The sequence below is a fragment of the Edaphobacter sp. 4G125 genome (assembly GCF_014274685.1).
Classification (GTDB): Bacteria; Acidobacteriota; Terriglobia; order Terriglobales; family Acidobacteriaceae; genus Edaphobacter.
Genome location: NZ_CP060393.1, coordinates 4,118,738 through 4,145,184, shown reverse-complemented (window position 1 = coordinate 4,145,184; position 26,447 = coordinate 4,118,738). Strand labels below are relative to the sequence as shown.

The 26,447-nt window shown below is 55.9% G+C and carries 27 protein-coding genes; 14 read left to right on the top strand and 13 right to left on the bottom strand.

The annotated features are described in order from the left end of the window. Positions 1–307: 307 nt before the first annotated feature. The 5 genes from H7846_RS17420 (at position 308) to H7846_RS17400 (ending at position 4,719) form a co-directional block, all read left to right on the top strand. Positions 308–1,585 (top strand): GRP family sugar transporter, encoded by a 1,278-nt coding sequence (locus H7846_RS17420; protein ID WP_255460719.1) that lies wholly within the window; start codon positions 308–310, stop codon positions 1,583–1,585. A 22-nt stretch (positions 1,586–1,607) separates the two neighbouring features. After that, positions 1,608–2,075: a hypothetical protein gene (locus H7846_RS17415; protein WP_186694021.1), complete on the top strand. Its 468-nt coding sequence runs from the start codon at positions 1,608–1,610 to the stop codon at positions 2,073–2,075. A 52-nt stretch (positions 2,076–2,127) separates the two neighbouring features. Then, positions 2,128–3,141 (top strand): LacI family DNA-binding transcriptional regulator, encoded by a 1,014-nt coding sequence (locus H7846_RS17410; protein ID WP_186694019.1) that lies wholly within the window; start codon positions 2,128–2,130, stop codon positions 3,139–3,141. Between the two features lie 166 nt (positions 3,142–3,307). Beyond that, on the top strand, positions 3,308–4,423 hold the full coding sequence (locus H7846_RS17405) for a WD40/YVTN/BNR-like repeat-containing protein (RefSeq protein ID WP_186694018.1): 1,116 nt from the start codon (positions 3,308–3,310) through the stop codon (positions 4,421–4,423). Further along, positions 4,420–4,719 (top strand): MoaD/ThiS family protein, encoded by a 300-nt coding sequence (locus H7846_RS17400; RefSeq protein ID WP_186694016.1) that lies wholly within the window; start codon positions 4,420–4,422, stop codon positions 4,717–4,719. The genes H7846_RS17405 and H7846_RS17400 overlap by 4 nt, the downstream gene beginning before the upstream one ends. A gap of 389 nt (positions 4,720–5,108) precedes the next feature. Here H7846_RS17400 and H7846_RS17395 read toward each other — a convergent pair whose 3' ends face one another. Together H7846_RS17395 and H7846_RS17390 are read right to left on the bottom strand one after the other, a co-directional pair. Next, a complete protein-coding gene (locus H7846_RS17395) occupies positions 5,109–5,591 on the bottom strand; it encodes a DinB family protein (protein ID WP_186694015.1) in 483 nt (160 codons plus the stop codon). A gap of 62 nt (positions 5,592–5,653) precedes the next feature. Further along, on the bottom strand, positions 5,654–6,085 hold the full coding sequence (locus tag H7846_RS17390) for a VOC family protein (RefSeq protein WP_186694013.1): 432 nt from the start codon (positions 6,083–6,085) through the stop codon (positions 5,654–5,656). Positions 6,086–6,322: 237 nt separating this feature from the next. Between H7846_RS17390 and nhaA the strand changes: the two genes are divergently transcribed. Next, on the top strand, positions 6,323–7,543 hold the full coding sequence (nhaA, locus tag H7846_RS17385; protein WP_186694011.1) for a Na+/H+ antiporter NhaA: 1,221 nt from the start codon (positions 6,323–6,325) through the stop codon (positions 7,541–7,543). On the opposite strand, the gene H7846_RS17380 is transcribed toward nhaA, so the two are convergent. Together H7846_RS17380 and H7846_RS17375 are read right to left on the bottom strand one after the other, a co-directional pair. Then, positions 7,540–8,154, bottom strand: a complete 615-nt coding sequence (locus H7846_RS17380; RefSeq protein ID WP_186694009.1) for an NAD(P)-dependent oxidoreductase — start codon at positions 8,152–8,154, stop codon at positions 7,540–7,542. The genes nhaA and H7846_RS17380 overlap by 4 nt on opposite strands. 37 nt (positions 8,155–8,191) lie before the next feature. Next, on the bottom strand, positions 8,192–8,725 hold the full coding sequence (locus H7846_RS17375) for an ester cyclase (protein ID WP_186694007.1): 534 nt from the start codon (positions 8,723–8,725) through the stop codon (positions 8,192–8,194). 83 nt (positions 8,726–8,808) lie between these two features. Between H7846_RS17375 and H7846_RS17370 the strand changes: the two genes are divergently transcribed. After that, complete coding sequence (locus H7846_RS17370) at positions 8,809–9,459, top strand: TetR/AcrR family transcriptional regulator (protein WP_186694005.1); 651 nt, start codon at positions 8,809–8,811, stop codon at positions 9,457–9,459. Positions 9,460–9,469: 10 nt separating this feature from the next. Here the strand turns inward: H7846_RS17370 and H7846_RS17365 are convergent, their stop codons facing one another. Then, complete coding sequence (locus H7846_RS17365; RefSeq protein ID WP_186694003.1) at positions 9,470–10,291, bottom strand: AraC family transcriptional regulator; 822 nt, start codon at positions 10,289–10,291, stop codon at positions 9,470–9,472. 233 nt (positions 10,292–10,524) lie between these two features. Here H7846_RS17365 and hscA point away from each other — a divergent pair, with 233 nt between their 5' ends. The 3 genes from hscA (at position 10,525) to iscX (ending at position 13,291) form a co-directional block, all read left to right on the top strand. Next, positions 10,525–12,522, top strand: coding sequence for a Fe-S protein assembly chaperone HscA (gene hscA / locus H7846_RS17360; RefSeq protein WP_186694002.1), 1,998 nt, complete (start codon positions 10,525–10,527; stop codon positions 12,520–12,522). Position 12,523: 1 nt separating this feature from the next. Beyond that, entirely contained in the window at positions 12,524–12,958 is a 435-nt protein-coding gene (locus tag H7846_RS17355; protein ID WP_186694000.1) for a 2Fe-2S iron-sulfur cluster-binding protein, read from the top strand. A gap of 117 nt (positions 12,959–13,075) precedes the next feature. Further along, on the top strand, positions 13,076–13,291 hold the full coding sequence (iscX, locus tag H7846_RS17350) for a Fe-S cluster assembly protein IscX (protein ID WP_186693998.1): 216 nt from the start codon (positions 13,076–13,078) through the stop codon (positions 13,289–13,291). Positions 13,292–13,358: 67 nt separating this feature from the next. Here iscX and H7846_RS17345 read toward each other — a convergent pair whose 3' ends face one another. Next, entirely contained in the window at positions 13,359–14,279 is a 921-nt protein-coding gene (locus H7846_RS17345) for a hypothetical protein (protein ID WP_186693996.1), read from the bottom strand. A 156-nt stretch (positions 14,280–14,435) separates the two neighbouring features. On the opposite strand from H7846_RS17345, the gene H7846_RS17340 reads away from it, so the two are divergent. Both H7846_RS17340 and H7846_RS17335 read left to right on the top strand, forming a co-directional pair. After that, a complete protein-coding gene (locus H7846_RS17340) occupies positions 14,436–15,659 on the top strand; it encodes a glycine C-acetyltransferase (protein WP_186693994.1) in 1,224 nt (407 codons plus the stop codon). Positions 15,660–15,775: 116 nt separating this feature from the next. Further along, the gene (locus H7846_RS17335) at positions 15,776–16,534 is read left to right on the top strand and encodes a hypothetical protein (protein ID WP_186693992.1); all 759 of its coding nucleotides are present in this window, start codon (positions 15,776–15,778) and stop codon (positions 16,532–16,534) included. A gap of 6 nt (positions 16,535–16,540) precedes the next feature. Here the strand turns inward: H7846_RS17335 and H7846_RS17330 are convergent, their stop codons facing one another. Beyond that, positions 16,541–19,915: a TonB-dependent receptor gene (locus H7846_RS17330; RefSeq protein WP_186693990.1), complete on the bottom strand. Its 3,375-nt coding sequence runs from the start codon at positions 19,913–19,915 to the stop codon at positions 16,541–16,543. Positions 19,916–20,100: 185 nt separating this feature from the next. Here H7846_RS17330 and H7846_RS17325 point away from each other — a divergent pair, with 185 nt between their 5' ends. Next, positions 20,101–20,487: a TOBE domain-containing protein gene (locus H7846_RS17325; RefSeq protein WP_255460717.1), complete on the top strand. Its 387-nt coding sequence runs from the start codon at positions 20,101–20,103 to the stop codon at positions 20,485–20,487. A 13-nt stretch (positions 20,488–20,500) separates the two neighbouring features. On the opposite strand, the gene H7846_RS17320 is transcribed toward H7846_RS17325, so the two are convergent. The 5 genes from H7846_RS17320 to H7846_RS17300 are packed head-to-tail and all read right to left on the bottom strand — an operon-like array spanning position 20,501 to position 24,762. Then, positions 20,501–21,805: a dihydroorotase gene (locus tag H7846_RS17320; RefSeq protein ID WP_186693988.1), complete on the bottom strand. Its 1,305-nt coding sequence runs from the start codon at positions 21,803–21,805 to the stop codon at positions 20,501–20,503. Beyond that, complete coding sequence (locus tag H7846_RS17315) at positions 21,802–22,806, bottom strand: aspartate carbamoyltransferase catalytic subunit (RefSeq protein ID WP_186693986.1); 1,005 nt, start codon at positions 22,804–22,806, stop codon at positions 21,802–21,804. The genes H7846_RS17320 and H7846_RS17315 overlap by 4 nt, the downstream gene beginning before the upstream one ends. 8 nt (positions 22,807–22,814) lie before the next feature. Then, positions 22,815–23,390: a bifunctional pyr operon transcriptional regulator/uracil phosphoribosyltransferase PyrR gene (pyrR, locus tag H7846_RS17310; protein ID WP_186693984.1), complete on the bottom strand. Its 576-nt coding sequence runs from the start codon at positions 23,388–23,390 to the stop codon at positions 22,815–22,817. 56 nt (positions 23,391–23,446) lie between these two features. Beyond that, positions 23,447–24,109, bottom strand: coding sequence for a zinc ribbon domain-containing protein (locus tag H7846_RS17305; RefSeq protein ID WP_186693982.1), 663 nt, complete (start codon positions 24,107–24,109; stop codon positions 23,447–23,449). A 44-nt stretch (positions 24,110–24,153) separates the two neighbouring features. Further along, positions 24,154–24,762: a hypothetical protein gene (locus H7846_RS17300; RefSeq protein ID WP_186693980.1), complete on the bottom strand. Its 609-nt coding sequence runs from the start codon at positions 24,760–24,762 to the stop codon at positions 24,154–24,156. Positions 24,763–25,020: 258 nt separating this feature from the next. Here H7846_RS17300 and H7846_RS17295 point away from each other — a divergent pair, with 258 nt between their 5' ends. After that, on the top strand, positions 25,021–25,512 hold the full coding sequence (locus H7846_RS17295; protein WP_186693978.1) for a MerR family transcriptional regulator: 492 nt from the start codon (positions 25,021–25,023) through the stop codon (positions 25,510–25,512). A gap of 3 nt (positions 25,513–25,515) precedes the next feature. On the opposite strand, the gene H7846_RS17290 is transcribed toward H7846_RS17295, so the two are convergent. Beyond that, the gene (locus tag H7846_RS17290; protein WP_186693976.1) at positions 25,516–26,436 is read right to left on the bottom strand and encodes a LysR substrate-binding domain-containing protein; all 921 of its coding nucleotides are present in this window, start codon (positions 26,434–26,436) and stop codon (positions 25,516–25,518) included. Positions 26,437–26,447 lie beyond the last annotated feature (11 nt).

Genomic DNA, 26,447 nt, shown 5'->3' with positions numbered 1-26,447 from the left:
GACGTTATTCTTCGGTTGACAGCGGTGAATCCTGACCGATAGGGTTGAGCGAAAGTTACCGCTAACGTAGAAGCCGGAAAGAGAGAAGGAGAAGCATGGGGTTTGCCCGATCAACCAAAACCATCCTGACCGATAGCCACTTTTTAGTGCCATTTTTTGTTTTGTTAGCGGGTGTAGTTCTGTTGGTGATATTGCACTAAAGAGTTCTGTTAAGGGCACGGCTTCAGCCGTGCCGCAGAGGACCTTATTTATTGGAAAGGGGCTTGAGCCCCTGAGGTAAGGCGAGGTGAGACGGGTGGCGAGTGTAGTGGAGAAAACAAAACAACATGGCTTGTCGCTGCATGGGCTGGGAGTCATCTGCGGCCTGACTGCGGGGGTATGGTTGGGTGCAGCTGAGGCTCCCACGAAGTTGGTTAACGCAGGGTTGTCGCCATTTGCCGTCTCGCTCTGCATGGTTGCGGGCGTTTTTACGGCGCGCTGGACCTTCCCGACTTTGCTCAAAGGGACCGGCTATGTCTTCACGGACCTGATGGAGAAGAAGCACCTGATCGTGTGGGCTTTGCTGGCTGGTGCACTTTGGGCAGTCGCGAATACCCTAACGGTCTTTGCCATCCGCGATGTTGGTCTGGCCGTCGCGTTTCCGCTGTGGAATGCCAATTCCCTGATCGGCCTCTTCTGGGGGCGCGTGCTCTTCAAAGAGCTAAAGGGAGCAAACGCAAAGAACATCAGCAAGGTCGTCCTGGGGACTGTGGGGATCGTCGTCGCCGCCATCATGTTGGGCTTCAGCACGCTGCACGGGCAGGCTTCCGCGGGACAACACGCTCTTCGCGGCATCCTTGCCGCTGCCGGAGCCAGCCTGATGTGGGGAACAATGTATGTTCCCTATCGCAAGGCGTACATCAGCGGCATGAACCCGCTCTCGTTTGTCACAGCTTTTACGGTCGGTGAACTGGGAACCGTCTTCGGACTCACGCTCGCACTCGATGGCGGCCTGCACTCGCCGTCCTTCCAGTTGTTCCACCAGCCCGGTCTGGTCTTCTGGCTCTTTCTGGGCGGATTCGTTTGGGTGATCGGCGATCTCTTTCAGCAATTTGCGGCGAAGTACCTCGGTATCGGACGCGGCATTCCTCTCTCGAATACCAACCAGCTCTGGGGGTTGGCCTGGGGAGCGCTGGTCTTTGGAGAACTCGCAGGGGCTGACTCTCAACATCGCCTTCTCGTCATTGCCGGTTCGGTCATCATGATCCTCGGCGCGCTCGCCATTGGAACCGCAGTCGCCTCGTCCCGCGAACAGACCTCGAATGAAGAGGCTGTGTTGCGCGAGTGCGACCGCTATGGACTCGACTACAATCGCACTCTGGCCTCGCAGGCTGGCGACGAATTCGGAGGCCGCGATGAGCGCCGTCGCTGGTGGGACTATGCCATCGTCGCGGCTGCAACAGGAATCTTCCTCTGGCTGGGGGTCAAAGCCGTCGTGCCTCCTCTACAGATGGATCTCCGGTGGATTGGAGGACTCGGTGTCGTGCTCGCAGTCAGCCTGGTTGCCGGTGCCTGGAGTCTTTGGCGTAGGACGCGGTTTAGTTAGTTAGACTGGGCTCGAGATTCCTATGGCGCATACGTCACCTTTTTACGTTCCGTTGTTAGCTCTGTTCTGCTTTGTGGCCTTTTGGTGCGTTGCCAACTTTGGGGTGAGCCGAATCAGCGGATGGCATACGCTGGCCAAGCGATTTACGGCCACCTCTGAGCCCTATGGCGAGTTTCGCAGCGTCGGCCCATGGTTCTTGACCGTATATTTTCGAGGCAGCTGGCTAAAGTACGGAAGCATTGTCCGATTACGGGCAGCACACGATGCGCTTTATCTTTCGATTCTGCTCCCGTTTCGAATCGGGCATCCCCCTCTTTGTATCCCGTGGAACGAGATCTCGTTTTCCGAGACCACCCAGTTCTTTATGCGCTTTGTTGTGCTCACGCTCGGTGAACAAGAACGGGTTTCCATGCGTATATCTGTGAAGGCCGCGGAAAAGCTCGATCTTCTGAACAGGATGAACGTGCAGAAGGCTCCCGCGGGCTCATAACGGCATAAGAAGATAGCTCTAACTATGGTCGAACCTGTAGGATGAATCTGCTATGGCAGTAAGGCTCAAGGACATCGCGCGGGACCTCGGTGTGTCTGTTGTCACCGTCTCCAAGGTACTGCGGGGAAACAGCGACATCGGCGAAGAGACTCGCAAGCGCGTACTGAAGCGCATGAAGGAGCTGAACTATCAGCCCAACATGCTCGCGCGTGGTCTGGCCAGCGGGAAGACCTACACCGTAGGAATGGTCGTCCCTGACCTGGTCCATCCCTTTTTTGCGGAGTTTGCCAAATCGCTGAGCGGTGTTCTGCGTCAGAGCAGCCGCGCACTCATCCTTGCCTCCTCGGAAGAGGATCCCGAGATCGAGCGCCAGGAGATCCGCATGCTGCTTCGGCGCGGCATCGATGTTCTGCTGATCGCCTCCTGTCAGCCGAACCTGCGCAACTTCTATGAGTTGGGCGACGAACGCACGCCTTACCTTCTCTTCGACCGCAACTTTCCTCATCTTGCGGCGCATTTTGTTGGCTCCGATGACCTGAAGGTAGGTGAGTTGGCGACGGCGCATCTCATCGAGATCGGGCGCAAACGCATCGCGCATATTGCTGGCCGCAACACCAGCCCGTCGTACGAGCGCCTGCGAGGCTTTCGCAACAAGATGATCGAGGCCCAGCTTCCTGTTCCGGAAGAGTATGTGGTCGTTTGCGATGCTCATATGGAAGACCGTGGCGATAAGACCGGTTATGAAGCGATGCAGCAATTGCTGGCGCTTCCTGAGAGACCCGATGCTGTCTTTTGCTATAACGACATGACCGCCATCGGCGCCATCGCAGCGACGCTTGCCGCTGGCCTTCGTGTTCCCGAAGATATCGCCATCATCGGCTGCGGCAACATGCCCTATAACGACTACCTCCGGATTCCCCTCAGCTCAATCGATCACGGTACGACCGAATTGGGCCGCATCGCCGGTGAGTTGGCCCTTGACCTCAGCAGCACTCCGGAGCAGCCCCCCAAGAGCATCCTTGTACCTCCAACCCTGATCGTTCGCGCATCGACTCAATCAAACTAAGCGTGTTGTTTGCATGAGGTTGAGATGTGCAGTTGAAAACCTGCATCTGTTGTCTTTCCAACACAAGGAAAAAGCGCGAAAAACTGTGCCGAAACCCGTCGATCGCTTTCCATCCGTTGCGATATAAAGACTGCTGCACGAAATTCTTCCGGAAGGACATCACGCCATGAGCAAAGTACGGGTTCTGGTCGGTACACGGAAAGGCGCTTTTATCCTCACCTCGGATGGCAAGCGAGAGAAGTGGGAGGTCAGTGGCCCGCACTTCGCCGGGTGGGAGATCTACCACATGAAGGGCTCTCCCGCGGATCCGAACCGCATCTATGTCTCGCAGACTAGCGGCTGGTTTGGACAGGTTGTCCAGCGTTCCGACGATGGTGGTGTCACCTGGAATCCGGTCGGAAACAAGTTCGCTTACGAGGGTGTTCCCGGGACGCACCAGTGGTACGACGGCACTCCGCATCCGTGGGAGTTTAAACGCGCATGGCATCTGGAGCCTTCTCTTAAAAATCCTGATGTGGTTTATGCCGGTGTCGAGGATGCAGCGATCTTCCGCACCACCGATGGTGGAGAGAACTGGGAGGAGATGCCGGGACTGCGTAAGCATGGCTCCGGCCCGCATTGGCAACCGGGCGCAGGCGGCATGTGTCTGCATACGATCATTCTCGATCCGAGCAATGAGAAGCGGATGTACATCGCCATCTCGGCTGCTGGAGCCTTCCGTACCGATGACGGCGGCGAGACATGGAAGCCGATCAATCAAGGGCTGCGCTCGGAGTTCATTCCCGATCCAACGGCCGAGGTTGGGCACTGCGTCCATCACATCGCAATGCACCCGAGCCGCCCCGGAACATTGTTCATGCAGAAGCACTGGGACGTGATGCGTTCCGATAACGCCGGCGATCAATGGACCGAGGTAAGCGGGAATCTGCCCACGGACTTTGGCTTCGTGATCGATGTGCATGCACATGAGCCGGAGACCATCTACGTGGTTCCTATCAAGAGCGACAGCGAACACTTTCCACTCGATGGCAAGCTGCAGGTCTTTCGCAGCCGCTCAGGGGGCAACGAGTGGGAGCCATTGATCAAAGGACTTCCGCAGAGCAACTGTTATGTCAACGTGCTGCGCGATGCGATGGCGGTGGACACGCTCGATAAATGCGGAGTCTACTTTGGCACAACAGGTGGGCAGGTCTATGCTTCGTCGGATGCAGGGGATAGCTGGGCCCCGATTGTGCGCGATCTTCCTCCCGTACTCTCGGTTGAGGTGCAGACGCTCGCATGAAGATTCAGGTGCAGTTGCCTGCGCATCTCCGCACTCTGGCGGGGGTCAAGGGAGAGATTGCTGTTGAAGTGGAAGGGACGCCAACTCAGTCCTCGGTGCTGGATGCGGTAGAGGCTGCATACCCGATGCTGGAAGGCACCATCCGCGACCACACCACAAAGCAACGTCGTTCTTTCCTCAGGTTCTTCGCTTGCGCGCAGGACCTTTCGCACGAGCCCCCGGATGCACCTCTTCCTGAAGAGGTGGTTCAGGGTAAAGAGCCGTTCCTGGTCATTGGGGCCGTGGCGGGAGGGTGACATTCGAGCGAAGCTTGAACCACCAAGAGCTTGCCGAAGAGGCGGAACAATAGATCGACTCTTCGCCACAAATCAAATCGGGTCTATTCAAAATTTCTGTCAACCCCTGCGTTCTCGAATCGATCAAGTAATCCTGCACAAAATAAAATACTTATAAGACTTTTTTCTTGTTCGAAAAGGTGCAGTTTCACCTTACCCGTTTTTCTATACTGGAAGAGGAAGAGAAAAGAGCAGCCAGGATAGAGGTTTCCATCAACTCTTTTGTTTTCTATATTTTGACTATTAAGTCGTTTCGTTGGAATATTTTACGCATACAGTCCCCGGCTAAGGTCTGCTAAATGAATACTTTGCATAAAAGCAAGGGGAGGGGGCCAGGCGTCGATGGGCCGCTAAGCGCTTTTCGCGACCCGTTCAATCTGCTGAAGGTGATTGATGTCGTGCCCGGCCATCGTCTCGACAATCGTCCACAGTGTCATCGTGCCACGCTCGGGATGCGTAACAGGACGATGCCGATCATCTTCGGTGACTGTGGTCAGGAACTTGAGATTCCAGTTTCGCGCTGCGGTAAACATGGCAAGGGCTGAGTTCAGATCGTACGCAGCGTAACGCTCCCCCCAGACCGTCTGATCAAAGGGCTGAATGATATGGTGCTCCTCTGCAAGCGTCTGGCGCAGACGGACAGAAAAGACCAGCTCGCAATCTGCAAGATGCGCGACGATCTCTCGAATGCTCCATTTGCCTGGTTCAGGACTGCGATCCACCTGGGCAGGAGAGAGCGAATCCACGAGGGCGTGGATTCGCTCGACCGTCGCAGTGATGACTGGAATCGGCTCCTGATCGCCAAGAAATTTTGCGTAGGGGTTGAGCTCCATTGCATGACGGTATCATGGCGCGAAAGCTCTGTCGCTACCTCATGTCACATCGCGATGGAGGACTATGCAAAGGTTTGCCAGGGGTTGTAGCTTCCGATACTCCAGACATAGCCTTCGAGATCGCGACAGGTAAATCCTCGGCCGCCATAATCCATATCGCGAATGTCGAGCAGCATCTTGGCTCCAGCAGCTTTAGCGGTGGCATAAACGGCATCCGCATCAGAAACGATAAGACAGGTGCTGCTTGTCTGGCGTAATCCGATCTCGTCGGGATGAACCATCAATTTGCCGTACTCGGATTTGTTGTCGACGGAGCCAAGCATAATCATCCCGCCTTCGCCATGGGTGAGCTGAGCATGAACGACCGTGTTGTCCGGGCCATCGTAGACAGCGTTCTTCTGGAATCCGAAAGCACGTATCAGCCACTCGATGGCAGCATGTGCATCTCGATAGCGCAAACAGGGAATCGCAGTGGAGTGAGGTGTTGTTGTCATAACAGGAAGAGTGCTCCTTTCAAGGAGAGTCTGTCTTGGAAAAATCGGAAATATAAAAACCAGAGGAGACAATCGCAGGTCCCTTTCAGGGCAGGCTCTTCGTCTTGCCCTTCGGCTCCGCTCAGGGATGACACTTACTTGTGGTGCTCGCGCTGCATGCAGCCATTCTCTGCAAGCGATTCCCAATCCCGGTAGCATCTCTCAATGAAGATATTGCCGCAGACCGGGCAGAAACCAATGCACCGATTGATTGCACCTTTTCTCCAATTTATCCAACTGGAGTATTCGGGCAGCCTCTTGTTGCTGATCGCTTCGCTCGTAGCAGTTATGCTTGCCAATTCTCCCCTCGCACCCTTATATGGGGTGCTGCTTCACTCTCCGATCGCAGTGGCATTGGGGAAGATCAGCTTCCATTGGACCCTTCACGAGGCTGTAAACGACGGTCTGATGGCGATCTTTTTTCTTGTGATGGGGCTGGAGATCAAGCGCGAGCTTGTGACCGGAGAGCTCTCGTCTCTGCGTCGGGCGCTGCTGCCCATTCTGGCTGCACTGGGAGGCGTAATTACTCCCGCACTGATCTATCTGGTCCTGAACAGCGGTAAAGAGGGTGCCCATGGTTGGGGAATTCCGATCGCAACCGACATCGCCTTCTCTCTGGCTGTCCTCTCTCTCTTTGGCCGGCGTATTCCACTGGGACTGAAGGTCTTTCTCGTTACCCTGGCAATCGTCGACGATATTGTGGGGGTGCTGGTGATCGCAACGGTGTATACGCGCCATTTGAACTATGGTTATCTCTTCGCAGCGATCCTGCTGTTTGCAGGCTGTCTTTTGCTTAACCGTGCGGGCATAACACGGTTGAGCATCTATCTTTCTGCGGGCGTTTTGTTGTGGTGGACCTTTCATGCTTCAGGAGTGCACGCCACACTGGCGGGAGTCCTGCTGGCCTTTGCGATTCCAACCACCGGTCATGGATCTCAGGAGAGCAGCAAGGCACAGGAGTCTCCTTTGCATCGTCTGGAGGCGGCACTACACCCCTGGGTTAGCTTTGGCATTGTGCCCCTCTTCGCCTTTGCCAACGCAGGCGTTGCCCTTAAGGATCTCAATAGTGATGCCGTGTGGGACCCCATCTTTCTGGGGATTTTTTTTGGACTTGTTTTCGGTAAAGCCATTGGCATTACCCTCTTCTCTTGGATCGCTGTGCAGCTGAAGCTTGCAGAACTGCCCCATGGAGTGAGCTGGAAGCAACTCCATGCAGTCGCGTGGCTTGGAGGCATAGGATTCACGGTTTCGATCTTTATTGCAGGTCTCGCTTTTGAGACGGAAGCTCAGTTTGCTCTCGTCCGCTTTGCTGTGTTGATCGCTTCAACTGCAGCGGCTTTGGTGGGAATCTTCCTTCTAACGAACCTCAGCCGCCGCTCCCGCGTTCCGGAGTCCTTCGAGGAGCAGGTTCCTATCTAATTGCTTAGCCCGACCACCTGCCGTACGTAGCGTGGTGCAATCGCCTCCTCGATCATGAAAGTTGCAACGTCGGCTCGCGAAATGGTGAACCCATTTTTAGGCAGATGTCCGGAAGCGACTCGGAAGCGGTTGGTCGCAGGATCGTTAGTTAGGCGAGGTGGACGAAGGATCGTCCAGGCTAGATCAGACTGCGCCATCTCTTTTTCGCTGTCTCGGTGATCGACGGTGACATTGCGAAAGAGCGTATTTGCAATCAGCTTCACGACCAGGCCGCCATCGTTGAAAACAAACGCCGAGCTGACATGGATAAATCGTTGGACCCTCGCCGCGCGAAGAGCTTCAACCAGACCACGTCCGAAATCGCGACGCTGATGCGTAGGCCGAAGAACAACCGGGCCAAAAGCAGAGAGGACAACATCACTGCCACGAACCGCCTCTGCCATCTGCTGCGAATCGAAGAGATCTCCTCCGATGACTCGAAGGTTGGGATTCGTCTGAGTGATCTTCTGCGGGGAACGCACGAAGGCGGTAACCTGATGTCCCTGATCGAGTGCTAGTGGAAGGAGCAGGCGTCCGATGCCGCCTGTCGCTCCCAGAATGATGAGTCGCATGTCTGATCTCCTTAACCGGAAAAATTCATTTTGATGGTTACCGTGCTGGTGGGGCAGAGGCGGACGGAGCACCGGGAATCTGGACGCCGATCTGGCGCAAAACTCCGATCTGATCGAGCTGCAGCCAGAACTCGGCAATCTTGTCTCCCTGAAAGCGATAGAAGACGACGGCGCGTTGAGTAATGGGCTTGCCTGTAGGTGGAATGCCGCCGAGAGGAGCGGTATTTGTGGCGGTCATGGTCCAACGGGCCGCAGCTTTATCGCCATTGACGACAACATCGTCTACGACAAAGTGATGATCAGGGAACATGGCGTGGACGCGTTCGACGGTCTGCTGAATGGCGGCCAAACTTGATCCATCCCCATTCGGGGCGTGAACGATTACATCAGGCGTGAAGATTTCGGGGAGGATTTCTGATTGATGCTGATTAAGACATTCCTCGTAGAAGCGGCGAATGGTGGCGGCATGATCGGCGACGGCGGCGACTGACATGGGGTCTCCTTTGGTTTGAGCGTGGACAGGTGATGGAAACAGGAGGGTTAAGGCCAGCATGAAGCGAAGAAGCGACATGTATGCTCTCCTATTCAATATATGAATACATATCGAATAGATGTCGTTATGATCGAAAGGTGGCAGCAAAATCAAAAAAAACGATGAGGCTGTCGGCGTCGGGTCGCGGAGTGAAGATACCGGAACGGCGGGTCTATGAATCGCCGGTGCGGCAGCGACAGGCTGGTGAGACTCGGAAGAGGATCGCAGAGGCAGCGAGACGACTTCTGGAGGAGACCGGGTATGCGGGAATGACAATTCCCGCAGTGGCAAAGGCCGCCGGAGTGGCGGTGCCGACGGTATATGCGGTCTTCGGATCGAAGAAAGGGATTGTGTCGGAGTTACTGGATCAGGCGCGTTTTGGAGAGGAGTACCAGGCGCTAATCACCGCAGCGAGGAAGGTGACCGATCCGATGGAGTTGATCGAGTTTCCGCCTCGGTTTGCGCGCAAGATCTACGAAGCGGAGATTCCGGTGGAGAATCTGTTGCGTGGTGCGGGGATGGTGGCGCCAGAGCTAACTGCGGTCGAGGATGAACGGAACTGTCAGCGATACGATTCGCAGGTTATGGTGATCCATGCACTGGAGCGGACGAATCTGCTGAAACCAGAACTGAGCCGTGAGGCCGCGCGGGCTGTTCTATGGACACTGACAAGCCGTGAAGTCTTCCGGATGCTGGTGCGGGAGCGAGGCTGGACGGGAGATGAATACGAGGCATGGTTGAGGGAGACTCTGCGAAGAGAACTGGTAGGGTGAGACAACGGCCTTAGTCAATGTTGATGTGGTTGCTCCAGGGACGGGTGGAAGTGGTGTAGCTGGTGGGGCTGAGTCCGGAGAAAGCGCGGAAGTCGTTGGCGAAGTGAGACTGGTCGTAGTAGCCGCAGGCGAGGGCGAGTTCAGGCCAGGGGATTTCTGTCGCTCGATGTAGTTGTTGCACCACATGTTGGAATCGTTGAATCCGGCAGTAGAGTTTGGGCGAGACGCCAACGTGTTCTGTGAAGAGTTGCGACAGGCGGCGCGAGCTAAGGCCGGTGGTGCGAGCGAGCTCGGCGACGGTGGCGATATGGGGTGCGGCGTGGATGGTTTGCAATGAGTAGTGAACGATCCCGTTGAGAGCGCTGACGCGGGAATGTTGGAGTTGGTCGAGCAGGAATTTTTCGAGGAGGTCGAATTTCTGCGCTGGTGTAGTGAGTTCGCGAAGATGGTCGCGAAGAGAACGGAAGGGAGCTCCCCAGAGGCTTTCGAGGTCGGTTTCACAGTTGCTGAAGAAGCTGGCGGTGTGAGGAAAGAAGGGCAAGGTTCCCCCGGGATGGAAGGAGATGCCGATCAGCTCTGCGAGGTCGATGGTGTCGATGTGCTGATAGGCGGAATAGAGGCCGAGAAAGAGTCCTGGAGGGGAGGGCTGGAGAGGATCGGTGGGGTGGTTGGCGTCGGTGAGGTAATTCTGTGCAAGCGAGATGACGACCTGGGAATGTCCAGTAGGAAGGACACGCTGGTGGGAGTGGGTGGCGTGAGGATCGCGAGCATACCAGAGGGTGTGGATAAAAGGAACGAGAGCGGGATGTGGGGCGCGCTCAAGGTAAAGCATGGCATCGGCCTCTGGAGGTTGGGCATCAATCTGTCAGGCGGCGGGCCTGCAATGCAGTGATTGTAGGACAATAGAGAGAGTTCGTAAGTATGGTTGCGATGGGCAGGTGACTTCTGGCTCTGGGAGCGCAGATCCTTCGACTCGTTCCGCTTGCTCAGGATGACACTTCTCTTTGACGGGAAAGGGTTTATGAGTGGGTGGATATTGAAGTTTGCTAAGAAAAAGGATTTTGGATGGCAGAGGAACGCGTAGTAGGGATTGATTTGGGGACGACCAACTCCCTGGTGGCGTATATGCAGGGCGAGACGCCGACGGTGATTCCGGGGGAGGACGGTGATCGGCTGGTTCCTTCGGTGGTGGCGATCGACGGCAGCGGCGTGGTCGTGGGAAATGCTGCGCGTGGTGCGTTGCTGCGGGACGCGAGCATGGTGGTGTATTCGGCCAAGCGATTGATGGGACGGGGCGTCGAGGATGTTCAGGAGGAGCTGAAGCTCTTCCCATTCCATCTGGTGGAAAATCTGCAGGCTGGCGAGGTGCTGAAGCTGAAGGTGGGGGAGAAGACCTTGACTCCGCCGGAGGCCTCAGCCTATGTGCTGGGGCAGTTGAAGAAGAATGCGGAGCGGTTCTTTAGCGCTCCTGTGACGAAGGCCGTGATTACTGTGCCCGCCTATTTCAACGATGCGCAGCGGCAAGCGACGAAGGATGCGGGGAGAATTGCGGGGCTTGAAGTTCTGCGACTGGTGAACGAGCCGACGGCGGCAGCGCTGGCTTATGGGTTGCAGAAGAACAAAGATGGCCTGATCGCCGTGTATGACTTTGGCGGCGGCACATTCGATATCTCGATCCTGAAGCTGCACGAGGGGATCTTCGAGGTGATCGCCACGGGTGGCGATACGCACCTTGGCGGCGACGATATCGACAACCTGATGATTGCGATTGCGCTGGATGATATTGCGGGCGACCTGGGCGAGGATGTTCGGGGCAATGGCGAGATCGTGCAGGCAATCCGCAAGGCAGTGATCGAGGCGAAGATTCGACTTTCAGATGCCGACACCGCCAGGCTGGATGTGACGCTACCCAGCGGAAAGGGGTATTTGAGGGAGATCACTCGTGAGCAGTTCGAAGGACTGATTGCCGGTGTCATTGCGCGGACAGCAGGCCCGTGCAAGCAGGCATTGAAGGATGCCGGGATTGAACCGTCAGCAATTGATGAGGTGGTGCTGGTCGGTGGATCGACGAGGATTCCAGCGGTGCGCAGCCTGGTTGCAGAGATCTTCGAACTGAGTGCGCGAGGAAAAAAGCCGCATACGGAATTGAATCCTGACGAGGTTGTGGCGCTGGGCGCGGCGGTGCAGGCCGACATCCTGAGCGGAGGAGGATCGAAGGCAACGGAGGACCTGCTGTTGCTGGACGTGACCCCGCTGTCTCTGGGGATTGAGGCGTTGGGGGGAGTGGTCGCAAAAATCATTCAGCGCAATTCGACGATTCCGGCGAGTGCGACAGAGCATTTCACCACGGGTGTGGACGGGCAGGCGAATGTGGCGATCCACGTGGTTCAGGGAGAGCGTGAATTGGCGAAGGACTGCCGGTCTCTGGCGAGGTTCGATCTAAAGGGGATTCCTCCAATGATGGCGGGGCTGCCGCGCATCGAGGTGAAGTTCCTGATCGATGCCAATGGAATTCTGCACGTGAGTGCGCGTGAGCAGAGAAGCGGCAAAGAGGCCGAGATCGAGGTGAAGCCGACCTATGGTCTGACGGACGAGCAAGTGGAAGAAATGATCCTGTCCTCATTCGATAACGCGGAGGAAGATATTCGCGCGAGACAGGTGATCGAGGCGAAGAATGAGGCCGATACGATTCTTGCCGCGACGGAGAAGGGTAGGAAGAACGAGGCGTGGCAGCAGTTGAGCTCAGAGGAGATCGCGAAGATCGAGCAGGCTGAAGGTGAGCTGAAGGCCTCGGTCGTGGGTGGAGACTACAAGGTGATTCGCGCGGCAATCGAACGATTGGACGAGGCGACGCGGAGATTTGCCGAGCTGATGATGGATTCGGCGGTTACCGGAGCACTGGGCGGCAAGACGATGGAAGCCGCAGGTGAGAGCATAGGAGAGGGGCCGACGGCACCGCATCCCTTTGCCAAGGCTCAGGTATTGAGTGCTGAAAAAGAGGCAGAGGCGATAGAAGGTTCTGTAAAGAAAGAGGCTACGGCTGGAGAGTCAACGGAAGATTGATATGAGTGAGATAAATAAGGACCAGGTTGTGGATTTGTCGAAGCCCGCGGGCGAGGGAATGGTTCGGGTAACGTTTTTGCCCGAAGGAAAGACGGTGGAGTTTCCGTTTGATTCGCTGCCGTATGACGGACATGGCGAACCGATGTCGTTTCTGGATGTGGCGGAAAACTTTGACATCTTTCTAGACCATGCGTGCGGTGGCGTTTGTGCCTGTACGACCTGTCACCTCTGGGTGAAAGAAGGCGCCAACGGAATCAGTGAGGCTGAGGATAAAGAACTGGATCGCATGGAGACGGCTGCCGATGTGCAATTAAACTCGCGTTTGGGATGCCAGGCAGTGATTGAGAAGCCAGGAACGTATGTGGTGGAGATTCCAAGCTGGAACCGGAACTATGTGCAGGAAGGTAAGCCTGCTGCGGTAGTGAAGAAGGACTGAATTGCGATTTGCTTTAAACCTGAGGTGCGAGGGCGAAACGCAGATCCTTCGACTTCGCCCTTCGGGCTCCGCTCAAGATGACACTTCTAAAAGTGCGGAAGACAAGGAGAAGAGAATATGCCACGTGAGATTAACTGGACCGACTCGGAAGAGATTGGGATTCAGTTGCAGGAGAAGTTTCCGGAGATCGATCCGTACACGGTTCGTTTTACCGACCTGCACAAATATGTGACTGAACTTCCTGGATTTGTGGGCGATCCTGCGAAGTCGAACGAAGGAATCCTTGAAGCGATTCAGACGGCATGGCATGAGGAGTACGAAGACGCAAAGTAGTTTTGTCGAAGCTAAAAGAACCCCGGCGAGTGCCGGGGTTCTTTGATTTTGATTGCTATTGAAAAAGTTAGGAAGGTTGAAGCGTCAGAGTATTAGCGAGTTTGAAATGAATGAGGGACTCGGAGGGAATGTCGATATCGGCATTGCCGGTGAGTCCAGCAGCAGCGGTTCCAGCGCCTGCTCCGGCGAGGCCGCCGATGAGAAGTCCGGTTCCACCGGTAGCAAGACCGCCGATGAGCATACCGAGGCCGCTGCCTCCACCGATGAATGCGGCAGAGCGTTTACCCTTACCCTTCTTGGTGCGAGTAAGGCTGCTGGTTCGGATCGGGTAGCTGGTTCCATTCAGTGTCATGGAGGTGAGGCGGAGCTGCAAAATGGAGGCTCCCTTAAAGTGGCCACGCTTGTGTGAAGCTGCGACGACTCCACCGACAGGAGTTCCACGAGGCACAATGAGCTGGCCATTATCGCCGACGACAGTTTCGGCGATCTCTCCGTCAAAGTGGTCGCCTGCGCGGTTGGTCTTCACGCTGAGATGCTGATTGATACGAATAGCGAGTGTGGTTCCTGCAGGAATGCGAACATCGGCAGGAGCGATGACGGGATTGCCGGGAGTCGGAGTAGTCGTGGGTGTGGATTGACCCACTGGAGCGGAGTTGTCGCCAGCATAACCAGGAGCAGGCGCTGTAGCAGCCTGACCTCCTGCAACGGCAGGTGCATTCGTAGGAAGATTCGACTTCGGAGTGACTGTGGTGGTGACTTGCTGTCCGGTCTGTCCTGGTTGCGGCGGCTGTACGACAGTAGTTACGGTGTTGCCGTCCTTATCGACTGAGATGACCTGCTGCGGCTGTCCGGTAGCGGTTGCCTGCTGCTTGGCCTGTTCGATGGCCTGGTCCTGTTTGGATTTGCTACATCCGGTGAAGATCGCGGCGGACAGGATTGCCGCTGTGATCCACTTGAGTGTTGGGGAGGAAATTTTACGGTCGTTCATATCGTTCTTAGGGGCCTCGTTTCTTTCTGAGCCTTTTTAATTCAAACATCTTCTAGCTTCGCATCTTACTGATATTTCGGAAGCTGCAAGATGTCCAACGGATTGGATGCGGAAACCGGCCAGGATGCTGTCTGGGAGGGGTTTAGGATGGTTGCTATGACTACTGCGACTCGTCCGCAACTTGCTCATTTGACAGAACAACTGAACGATCTCAAGCAGCGCGGGACCTACTTCAAACTGCGTATTCTGGAGGACGAGCAGGGTCCGGTGTGCACGTATGACGGAAAACACGTCATTAACCTGGCTTCGAATAACTATCTTGGGCTCTGCGAACATCCGAAGCTGCGCGAGGCGGCGATTGAAGCGACGAAGAAGTATGGCGTGGGTTCAGGGGCAGTTCGCACGATTGCCGGCACGATGAAGATCCACATGGAGTTGGAAGAGAAGATCGCAGCCTTCAAAGGAGTCGAGGCATGTGTGGTTTTTCAATCTGGCTTTACGGCGAATGCAGGTACGGTCTCGAGCATTCTGGGTAAGGAAGACTTCATTCTCTCGGACGAACTGAACCACGCCAGCATCATCGATGGAGCGCGGCTCTCACGGGCGAAGATTAAGGTTTTTCGACATAAGGATGTTGCGCATTGCGAGGATCTACTGAAGGAGATTCAGAACGAGCCTGGACGCAAACTGATCATCACCGATGGTGTGTTCTCAATGGATGGAGATATTGGTCCGGTCGATAAGCTGAGTGAACTGGCGGAGAAGTATGGCGCGATCATGATGGTTGACGATGCGCATGCCTCGGGAGTGTTGGGGCGCAATGGGCGTGGCTCGGTAGATCACTTCCACTGCACGCAACGCGTGGATGTGCAGGTAGGAACGTTGTCGAAGGCCATCGGTGCCTTGGGGGGATATGTGTGTGGATCGCGTGACCTGATTGACTATCTCTACCATCGCGCGCGGCCATTTTTGTTCTCTACATCACATCCTCCCTCAGTCGCGGCGACCTGCATTGCGGCCTTTGATCTACTGGAACAGGAACCAGAGCGGATTGAACGGCTGTGGTCGAATACACGCTACTTCAAGGAACAGCTGACGGCAGCCGGATTCGATGTGGGCGGCCGGACCACTCCAGCCAGCGAGACGCCGATTACGCCGATCATCGTCGGCGATGGGAAGAAGACGATGGAGTTTTCTCGGGCTTTGTTCGATGCAGGGTTGATGGCGACGGGGATTGCCTTCCCGACGGTTCCAGAGGGCAAAGCGAGGATTCGAACGATTATGACGAGCGAGCATACCCGGGAACAAATTGACCATGCGATGGAGACCCTGGTTACAGTTGCGAGGAAGATGGATTTGCTGCCTAAGCAAGATTCATAAAAATTTCTGCCCAGTACCGCGTCTATTCGTATAGAGTTGCGTCTTACCTGACTATGCCATTGATCCGTCTTTCTTCCGCGCTGTCCATAACTTGTGTCACTGGTCTTCTTCTGTTTGTGAATTCTGGAGACCTTCTGGAAGCGCAGCAGACGACCAACAGCAATCCAGGTGTGCTGGTCGCTGCGTTACCTGATGCACCTTTGCCAGCTGATTCACAACAGCCGACTCCCACTGATTCGAAGCCGAATCCTTCTTCCGCAGATTCGCAGGGAAAAGCAGGCGGTGAGCCACAACAGACGGATCGCATTCTTGGGATCATGCCAAACTTCAATGCGGTTACAGCCGATACCAAACTTCCTCCTCAGAGTGTGAAGGATAAATTTGTTATGGCAGGCAAGAGTAGTTTCGATTACTCCTCGTTTCTGCTGACGGCGGTTCAATCCGGGTTCTCGATGGCGACAGATTCCTATCCGGAGTTCCACCAGGGAGCAGCAGGCTACGGACGCTACTACTGGCACACGCTGGCCGATACAGGCAGCGAGAACTTTATGGTCGCCGGCGTATGGCCTGCGATCTTTCATCAGGACAATCGTTATTACACATTGGGTCACGGTGGTTTTCGCAAGCGCGCATTTTATGGAGCGACGCGCGTGCTCATCACACGAACTGACGCAGGGAACAATACCTTCAATGCCTCAGAGATTATTGGAGCTGGATCGGCAGCAGGGATCTCATCCCTCTATTACCCGACGAAATACCGTACCTGGACCAAGGTCGGTCAGAAATGGCTGACCAGCTGCCTGATCGATTCCGGGAGCTATGCGTTTAAAGAGTTCTGGCCGGACATCAATCACAAGATTTTCCACACCAAGTAACAAAACCTAAAATCTGAGTTTGCCTGCTACCTGAACGACGCGAGGATCTGCTGTTGTTGCAGTGATCGAGCCGAAGTTTGCAACCCCCACGGTAGCATTGGGTTGAGCAAAAGCAGGCGTGTTCGTTGCGTTGAAGACCTCTCCCCTCAGCTCGAGCGTGAGCCGGTCTCCCAATTGCGTGTTCTTGACCAGGCCGAGATCGAGGTCGCGATACGCTGGTCCACGTGCGGGGTTGCGCGATGCATTCCCTAACTTGAACTGCGGCGTGATCGAGAAGGCAGCGGTGTTGATAAAGTGTTGGACCGTCCGTTTATCCGCAGGCAGGTTGGCTGAGCCATTGATGGTAGGCCGCTGGGTTCCAAAGCCAGCGAAGGCATTGAAGTTGGTAGCCTGAGTGATTGCGAAAGGCATTCCACTTTGCAGTGTGACCAGACCATTGACGTTCCATCCCCCAAGCAACCATGACATAACGCCTGTGGATGCAATGCGGTGGTTTTTTCCCATCGGGATGGCATAGACCACGGAACCCACAGTGATGTTGGACATATCCCCCAGAGAGGCGTCACGCTCCAACGATGGGTTATAGCTATCTGCTACTGGATAGTTCGCGACGGGACCGGTGAGGATCGAGGAGTCAAAGACTGAGGATGCGTCGTCCATCAGCTTTGAGTGCGTATAGCTGAGCATCGCGGTTAGGCCATAGCTGGTGCGCTTTTCCATCTTCAACTCGGCGGTGTTGTAGTTCGTGCGGCCAGTGTTGTTGCGAAAAGCCGAGACCGTGAGAAAGCGAGGATAAGGTTTCATCAGCTGGGCAACCGAAACGGTCTTTCCGCCGATCGAGGACGAGGCGGGAATCTGGTTGTAGTAGGGATTCGCAGTGGTCGCCGTTAGAGATGAACCTTGTGCGAGCTGTGAGACGGTGAGTTGATTCATGTTGACGTCGGGAATGCCGACGCGAGTAATGACGGAGCCTGTGTATGCGATTTCGATCGAGAGGTCACGCATCAGCTCGTGCTGAACGGAAAGGTTCCACTGCTGTACGTAGCCGGAGCCGAGCTTGCGATTTACAGTGAAGACGCCCTGGCCAAGGCCTGCATCAGCAGTGAGAGGAATAGGAGAGACGGAGGGACCGTTTGAAAGCACAAATGCCGGATGGATGCTATCGAGCGTGCTTTGCTGCACTGTTTGCAGGAAGGGAAACTGCGGCGTCGTGAAGGGAGTAGTAATGCCAGTCTGCTCAATGAAGATGAGTCCGTAGCTCGAGCGGATAACTGTCTTTGGAGTAGCCATGTAGCTGAAGCCGAGACGAGGGCCGAAGTTGCCGTAGTGCAGCTCCCGGGCAGAGCGAGAAAATCCGTCTTTACCGAGATATTGATATTGCTGTGTGGCGAGATTGAAGACGGCTCCCTGATTGTGGACTTCAGTCGAAGGGAAATTGAGGGTCCAGCGTATTCCTGCATTTACGGTCAGACGCGAGGTGGCTTTCCAGTCGTCCTGGAAGAAGAGCTCAGCAATATGCGCGCGAGGGCGGATGGTGCTGTTCTGAAGATCGATGGAGAAGGTGTTGACCTGTCCGAGCAGGAAACTGGCCAGAGCATTCCCCGAGTTCGTGATTCCACTCTGGTTTGTGAAAAGAGTGGAGAAGTTGAAGTTGCCGGTGGGATTTGGCGGCTGAACGGCATCGAGATGTTCCCAGCGAAGATCGGCGCCTGCCTTAAGAGCATGTTTGCCTTGAACCCGCGAGACCATGTCGAAGATCTGAGTAACGTTGGTGGAGAAGTTGGAGAAGGTGCTGGAGGAAGATCCAAGCTGTGTAAGGCCTGTAATGGCGAATACAGGTAGGGCGCTGTTGAAGGCGGCGTTGGTGGGAATTCCTGGAATCCCGAGAGCAGAAGATGCTGTGGTTGGCAGCAGAGCGCCACTGCGGCCGAGCGCACGCCGCGTATAGCCGAAGCGGGCCTCATTGACAGTTCGCAGATTGAAGTTGTGGATCTCATTCGCAACGTATTGTTGGCCCAACGTGCGGGAGAGTCCCGTAACGTTGCCGGTGGAAAGGATCGTGCCGCTGATTACGCCGCTGCCATCGGGCAACGGATAAACCGGCTGCTCCACATCGTGGAAGTAGGTGTAACGGGCGAAGGCATGATCGCGATCCGTGATCTGTGCATCGAGCCGGATGTCGAACTGATTCTGATGATCGATGTCGTTGCCCACACGCACGTAGTTGTTGGCCGCTGCAGAGCTGGTTGGAAGTGGATAACGCGCAAGCAGGGCCAGAGCCGCTGGATCAACGCGATTTCGTGGGACAGTGTTGTTTGAGAACTGGGTTCGGGTGAAGCTCGATCCGTTCTGTACGGTGGTGGCAGGATCATAGATATTCGTTGAACCGAAGTTGAAGCCGGTCGTGGGATTTCCGTTTGCGTCAGGATGTCCGCGCTGGGCCAAAGTAGGAACGGTACTGGTGCGCACGACACCAACGGCCTGATTGGTTCCCTGATAATCGGCGAAGAAGAAGAGACGCCGCGGAAGCACAGGTCCGCCGAGTGCGGCACCGTATTGGTTGCGGCGGAAGAGCGGCTTGGCGGAACTCGTCGGAGTGAAGTAGTTGCGTGCATTCAGAGCTTCATTACGTAGAAACTCGTAGAGCTCGCCATGGAATGCGCTGGTACCCGCTTTGGTGGTCACGTTGATGATCCCACCGTTAAAGCGGCCAAACTCTGCCGAGACGCCGTTGGACATGATGGCGAACTCGTCGATGTCGTCGATGATGGGAAAGAAGACGACCTGGCCGGGTTCGGGCTGCAACGCCGAGACGCCGTCATAGAGATACTCATTTGTGCGTGGGCGACCTCCATTGATGCGGGGAAGCAGCGTGCCAGGTGGAAGTGAAACTCCGGGGGCAAGGGTGGTGAGGGAGATCATGTTGCGCCCGTTGAGGGGGAGCGTGGCGATAGATTCACGGCCGATCACCGTGGTGAGCGCGCCGGATTCTGTGGTCAGCAGCGAAGCATCTGCCGAGACGTTTATGACCTGATCCGAACCACCCGCACGAAGTGCAATGTCCACGCGAGTGCGCTGGCCGGTGCGGATGGTGATTCCGGAGTGTTCCACGGTGGTAAAACCGGGCGCGCTGACTCGAACGGTGTAGATGCCGGGTCGCAGAGAGACGATGGCGTAGTCGCCAGAATCCGTAGTTTCAGTATTGAGGTTTACGCCAATAGCCACTTCTGAGGCGACGACGATCTTAGCCCGTTTGATGACCGCTCCGTTGAGATCTGTGATGGTTCCAGCCAGATCCCCGCTGCCACTCTGAGCCAGAAGGCTCGAGATCATGATGAAGGAGAACAGGACAGCACGGAGAAAAAGGCGAGAAAGGGGCATTTAACGAAAATACACGATATTTTTATATCGAAAATATCCGATATAAAAAGAGGCCGAAGGGCGCGATTCCGACAGTGGCGCTGTTTCAGATCGTCGCTGCGATCCGAGAAAAATGGAGATACACTACGAGGGGTCTTAATTGCGATAAGGATTTGAGGTGCACTATTTCATCCCCTGACGTACTTTTGAAGCCCCGCGAAGCCGCCGCAGAGCTCGGCCTAAGCTACCCCACGATTAAGCAGTGGATTCTTACGGGCAAACTGGCCACGGTGAAGACGCCTGGAGGGCATCATCTGATTCCCCGCAGCTCCCTGACACCGCTTTTGAAGGCGGTTCCGGAAAAGAAGGAGAGCCGCGAGCGGTTCCAGAAGGTGAGTGGACGCAATCAGCTGGTGGGAAAAATAGTGGAGCTGAAGATCGAGGGATTATTGGCGAAAGTGGTTCTTTCGATCGGAGAGCAAAGGATCACGTCGATTATCACTGCCGATGCTGTCCGCGAGATGCAGTTGCGCAAAGGACAGACGGCTGCCGCCCTGATGAAGGCAACCGAAGTGATGATTACGCGGGTCTGAAGGGGCTGCGCACCTAAACGCTATAGGCGACGCGGCCTTCGCAGATCGTGTAGTGGACTTTTCCAAGCATCGGAGCGCCATCGAACGGCGTATTGCGCGACTTCGAGCGTGAGCGATTTGCATCAAAGTTCCACTCGGAACGGGGATCGAAGATCACTACATCGGCAAGATGGCCGGCAGCAAGAGCGCCGCGTCCGGCAAGCGAAGCAATCGAGGCCGGTGCAGTACTCATGAGATTAACGACGCGGGACAGTGGCAGTCCATGACCACGATGTAAGATGCGCAGAGCAAGTCCCAGGGCCGTTTCAAGCCCGGTAATGCCATTGGGAGCGCGCTCAAACTCCTGGCGTTTTTCAAATGCTGCGTGAGGAGCGTGATCGGTGGCGATGCAGTCGGCAGTTCCGTCGACGAGCGCCGCAATCATCTGCTGGCGATCAGATTCAGAGCGTAGCGGCGGATTCATCTTGGCATGTGTGTCATAGTCGCCCACGGCCTCTTCGGTGAGAGCGAAGTGGTGTGGAGCGATCTCGCAGGTGACATGCAGACCTTCGTGTTTGGCCTGCCGGATGGCCTCGATGGCACGTGTTGTTGAGACATGTTGAACGTGCAGGTGTGGTCGCAGGCCTTCGGCGCGCTCAATCTCGCGTAACAACTGAATGTCGCGTTCCACGATACGGGCTTCAGCTTCGACGCTCATGCCGCGAAGACCAAGGCGGAAAGCTGTGGGTCCAGCGTTCATGCTGCATCCACCGGTAAGACGCGTATCTTCGGCATGTTGCGATATTGGGACATCGGCGCGGGCGGCGGCGACGAGTGCTGCGCGCATGATGTGGTCCTCCAGCACAGGCTTGCCGTCGTCGGTAAATCCTACGGCTCCTGCGGCGCGAAGGGCATCGAAGTCTGTTAGCTTTGCGCCCATGCTTCCAAGGGTTGCTGCAGGCATCGCAAAGAGCTTAACGGCCGCTTCGCGCGCATCGTCGAGCATCCATGCGAGCTTTTCTACGGTGTCGTTGACGGGAACGGTGTTGGGCATGGCCACGACGGTAGTAAATCCGCCTGCTGCGGCTGCTGCGGTTCCGGTGGCGATCGTCTCTTTGTAGGTCTGGCCGGGTTCGCGCAGATGTACGTGGAGATCAATGAATCCAGGAGCAACAGCGAGGCCGGTGGCATCGATGGTCTGTGCTGCTTGAACGCCAGCGAACGCACCGGGATTTTCTATCGCGGCTATGCGGCCATCGCGCAGCAAAAGGTCGTGTGGGGCATCGATATGGTTGGCGGGATCGACTAGATGGCCGTTCAAGATCAGGATGTCGTTCATGCTGTTTTTTCCTGGAAGCCACCGGCGCAAAGAGCTCGGGCGAGCAGGGCCGATCGGATCGCCAGACCGTGGGTGACCTGCTGTTCAATGGTGGACTGTGGCCCGTCGGCGACTTCATCGGTGATCTCGAGGCCGCGAATCATTGGTCCGGGATGCATCACGAGCGCTTTAGGCGCGTGAGAGGCCAGGCGCTCTCCGTTCAGTTGATAGCGGGAGATGTAGTTGTTCAGATCAAGTTCGAGTCCGGCGAGGCGTTCCTTCTGGATGCGAAGCATCATAGCGACCTGTGATTTTTGGAGAGCGCGGTCGAAGTCTCGCTCGATCTCGACGCCAGGACCGAGCCCGAGGGCATTTTCGGGAAGGAGCTCTTGAGGGCCGCAAAGAAGAACGCGAGCTCCAAGCCGAGGCAACAACATCGCATTAGAGCGAGCGACACGGCTGTGCAGGATGTCGCCTGTAATGGTGACGGTAACTCCATCGAGGGAACGTTCTGTAGCGGAACGTGCCTGGTCCGGGCCATACAGAAGAGTCAGGATTGTGCGTAGGTCAAGAAGCGCTTGCGAGGGATGCTCGTGCATCCCATCGCCTGCATTGAGTACAGGCAAGCCAGTCTCGCGGGCGAGCACAAACGGAGCTCCCGAGGCGGAGTGGCGAAGGATGATGCACTCAGCCCCTAAAGCCCGCAACGTAAGGCCGGTGTCCTTCAGGGACTCTCCCTTTTCGATGGAGGAGGACTTATCGCTGACCAGGGTCGTGGTGGCGCCCAAGGACTTTGCCGCCAGCTCGAAGCTGGTCCTGGTGCGCGTACTCGATTCATAAAATAATAGGGCGATTGTGCGCCCCCTGAGAATCTGAGCACGCTGGGAGGAGGGAAGGTCCTGGATCTCCGCTGTTTCAGAGAGGATTCCAGAGATGTCGCCCAGCGAAAGGTGAGTCACACTTAACAGAGAACCTTGAGCATATTCAGGCCGATTTACCGTAGCGTTCCTTGCACTCTGCATTGCTTCGATCAGTCCACCCGCTCTACAAGCAGGACCTGTTCCTGTCCGTCGATCTCGTTCAGCTTCACTTCGATGATCTCTCGGTTCGAGGTCGGAATGGAGCGTCCGGTGAAGGTGGCTTCGATCGGCAGCTCGCGGTGACCTCGGTCGATCAGGGCCAACAGCTGCACACTTTTGGGCCGACCATGGTCAAAAAGGGCATCGAGAGCGGCGCGGATCGTACGGCCCGTATAAAGAACATCGTCGATGAGGATGACATTTCGGCCATTGACGTCGAAGCCGAGTGTTCCCGGAACAACAGTGGGGCGAGGCCCACTGGTCGATAAGTCGTCTCGGTAGAAGCTGATATCAAGCACACCGGTATCGACGGGATGCTTTTCTATCTTTTCGATCATGGCAGCGAGTCTTTGGGCGAGAGGAACGCCGCGCCGCTTGATCCCGACCAAGCCCAGGTTGGCACCGCCGTTGTTTTTCTCCACGATCTCGTGTGCCAGTCGGACCAGCGTCCGCTCGATCTCCGAGGCCGACATGAGTCGACCTTTCTCACGAATCTTAGGTTGTTCTACTTTGGTTTCTTCGCTCATAGGCTTCCGCTGCTGATGATATCAGCAGTGGAACGAGCGTTCGATCTTCGGCCTGATCAGCTTCGTCGGGTCCGGAGAAGCCCACTGATGGCACCACCGATTGTCGTCAGGAAGAGGACCAGCCCGCCCAGCATTGCAAAGCCGGCCAGCATAATGCCTGCTTTGAACTCGGGGGAGTAGATATATTGCTTGATCTCCGGTGGTTGCGGGTTGGCGGTTGCAGCTTTGTTGATCTGGGCCAGAAGTTCGGAGTCGAAGGAGCCCATGGCGTGGAGTCCGAAACGGGCCACAAGCCCTGCACCTGCCATGGTGACTCCGATAGTGGTGATCAGGATTATCCCGACGACGATGCCGATCCTCGCCCCGACGATGGCATCCATACGTGCCTGTGGCTTTCGATACTGATAGATCGCCAACGTGATGACCGAAGCGCTGATCGTCCATAGCCAGTTCACAAACGAGAAGGCGGGGACCTTCGTGGAGAGGGCGCTGAACAATGCGCCCACAAATGCAACGAGAAGAGCACAGAGAATCGCGGTCTTCCACTCCACCTGTTGAGGAGAGGGTGGGGGCAGAACCCCTGTCGAGTTTTCGGTGTCGGAGTTATCCGCTTCAATCGCTTCAGGCAGATAAATTTGTGGGGCGCCGCAATGAGGGCAGAAGGATGATCCGCTCTCAACAGCTAGTTCACCTCCGCATCGGTGACAGAACTCGTGCATAGATCAAAGCTATCCCACCCCTGACGGAGCAGCAAGCCAACCGCTTACTGCCGAGAATCCGGGGTCGAGTCCCCGATGGAGATGCCCCCGGGGAGATCCAGCATGACAAGGCCGAATTTGGTTCCGGATCCATCGGGATCGATCGCCACAATATGCTGGTGCTGCTTTGAGCCAGTCTTCAGCTCCACTTTTCCTGATGTGTCCGCAGAGGCTTCGACGTGTTTGCGGTCGCCGTCGGAGCAGGTTAACCCTTCTTCAGTCTGGGTTGGAGAGCCGACAGGCTGGTCGTGGTTGCACTGGATTACGGTTCCATACCGTTTCAAACTGTCGCGATAAAACGCTGTGACCTTATCAGGAGTATCCGGGGTTCGGTAGCTGGCAGCTTTTACTCGGAGCTGAAACTTCCCAAGACTTAGGTTCACGTCTGCGGAACCGCTGTTTTTATCTTTCTTGACCAACTCGGCACCTGGATAGACCGGAATCCCGATTCCGGTGACGGCAGCCTCATCGTTGGTCTTGACCTGGACTCCTCCAAAGGGAGTCGCGACCTTTACGTTCTTATTGTCGCCGTGATCGTCTGTGGTGACGCGGCAACCACAGGTCATTCCAAAGATCAGGCATGTCGATGCAAGAATCGCTCGCTTTACGCTCATTCTCTTCCGCCTTTCGTAAGAGTGGATACGTTTCTTTTCTCGTGTAGTTCCTTGTCCGCAGTGAAATGAAAATCTCCCCGGACTGAAACGATCTCAATTGCGATTGGAATTTTTATCACTCCTATGATGCCGTGCAGGGCGAGAACCGGCAAGCCAGGATGGAGAGATTTTCCTTTGCGTTGCTGGCAGGAAAACCCATCTTCGGGGTTTTGCTGTCCTATACTTGTCTAGGGAATAAACACCCTCTGGAGCTATGGTATGGCGCAGCACCAGCCAATTCGTAGAAATTCACCGCCTGCCGGCGTGGAGATTCCGGACAAACTTTACTTCCGCATCGGTGAGGTCTCCCGACTGTGCGACATTCCTGCGTATGTGCTCCGCTTCTGGGAGAGCGAGTTTCCTCAACTGAAACCGCATAAGGGAGGCACGGGGCAGAGGCTGTATCGTCGCCGTGATGTGGAAGCGGTTCTACACATCAAATCCCTGCTTTATGACGAGGGGTATACCATTTCGGGCGCGCGCCAGGTTATCAAGACGGAACAGCGCCAGAAGGCACCCCAGCTTTCTTTAGGGATCGACGTCGCGACTTCTTCTTCGACCAAGGCTCCATCATTACGAAAACTCCAGAAAGAGATGCGCGACCTCCTGGCTCACCTCTCTCGCCCCCCGGCTCGTTCCTCGGTACAAAGCATTCGGTCAACCCGGTCGACGCGTCCGGAGAACTCGAAGCTTTTCGATCCAGGAGATTGAGGGCTATCCTTCGTGCCTGGTTGCCGCCTGGGCAAATCGATAAAAGCTCTCGGCGGCCCCGCTCAGCTCCGCTCCTGCTGGCCATACAAACCGGAACTCTCGCGCGATCCGCAGTCCGGCAACCTTGATGACCTTTACGGCCCCCAGTCGTAGGACCTTGCTGATGGCCCACCGCGAGACAAATCCAGCTCCCAGCCCAGCCTCTACGCCAGAGATGATCGCTTCAGTAGAATCCAGTTCCATCACAATCTTCAATTCGCGCTGACGCAACCCAGCCTGTCGGAGGGCCCTCTCGACCACTGTTCGAGAGCCCGACCCGCGCTCCCGCATCAGCAGGGGAGAGGTTGTAAGATCCTGAGCTGCAAGCACTGTCTTGCGCTGCGCCCATTCATGCAAAGGGCTCACGATGAGTACCAATTCATCTGGAGTCATGGACTCGGTCTTGAGATCGCGCCGAAGTGCGGGCCCCTCGATGATCCCCAGATCGACCTTTTCATTGGCAACTGCCTCGGCGATGTGCTCGGTATTCCCACTGATCATCGAGATGTGGACCTGTGGATATTGCTTCAGGAAAGCCCCCAGGATCCTGGGCAGGAAGTATTGGGCGACGGTGGTGGATGCTCCTAACTTCAGCTCCCCGGTCACTTCATGGTTCAGGGCCGCGAGAGCGCGTTCGGCCTCAAGCAGCATTATGGCGGAACGTCGAGCGTAATCCAGCAACACGCGACCAGCCTCGGTCAGCGCAATCTGGCTGTTATGACGATCGCCTCCTGCGCGATCAAAGAGCCTTGTTCCAACCTCTTCTTCAAGCGCGCGAATCTGTTGGCTGACGGCAGGCTGGCTTAAATGAAGCATTTCAGCGGCCTTGCGAAAACTCAGGGCTTCTGCGACGGCACGAAATACCTTTAGCCGAAAGTTCTCCATCGACTTCCCTT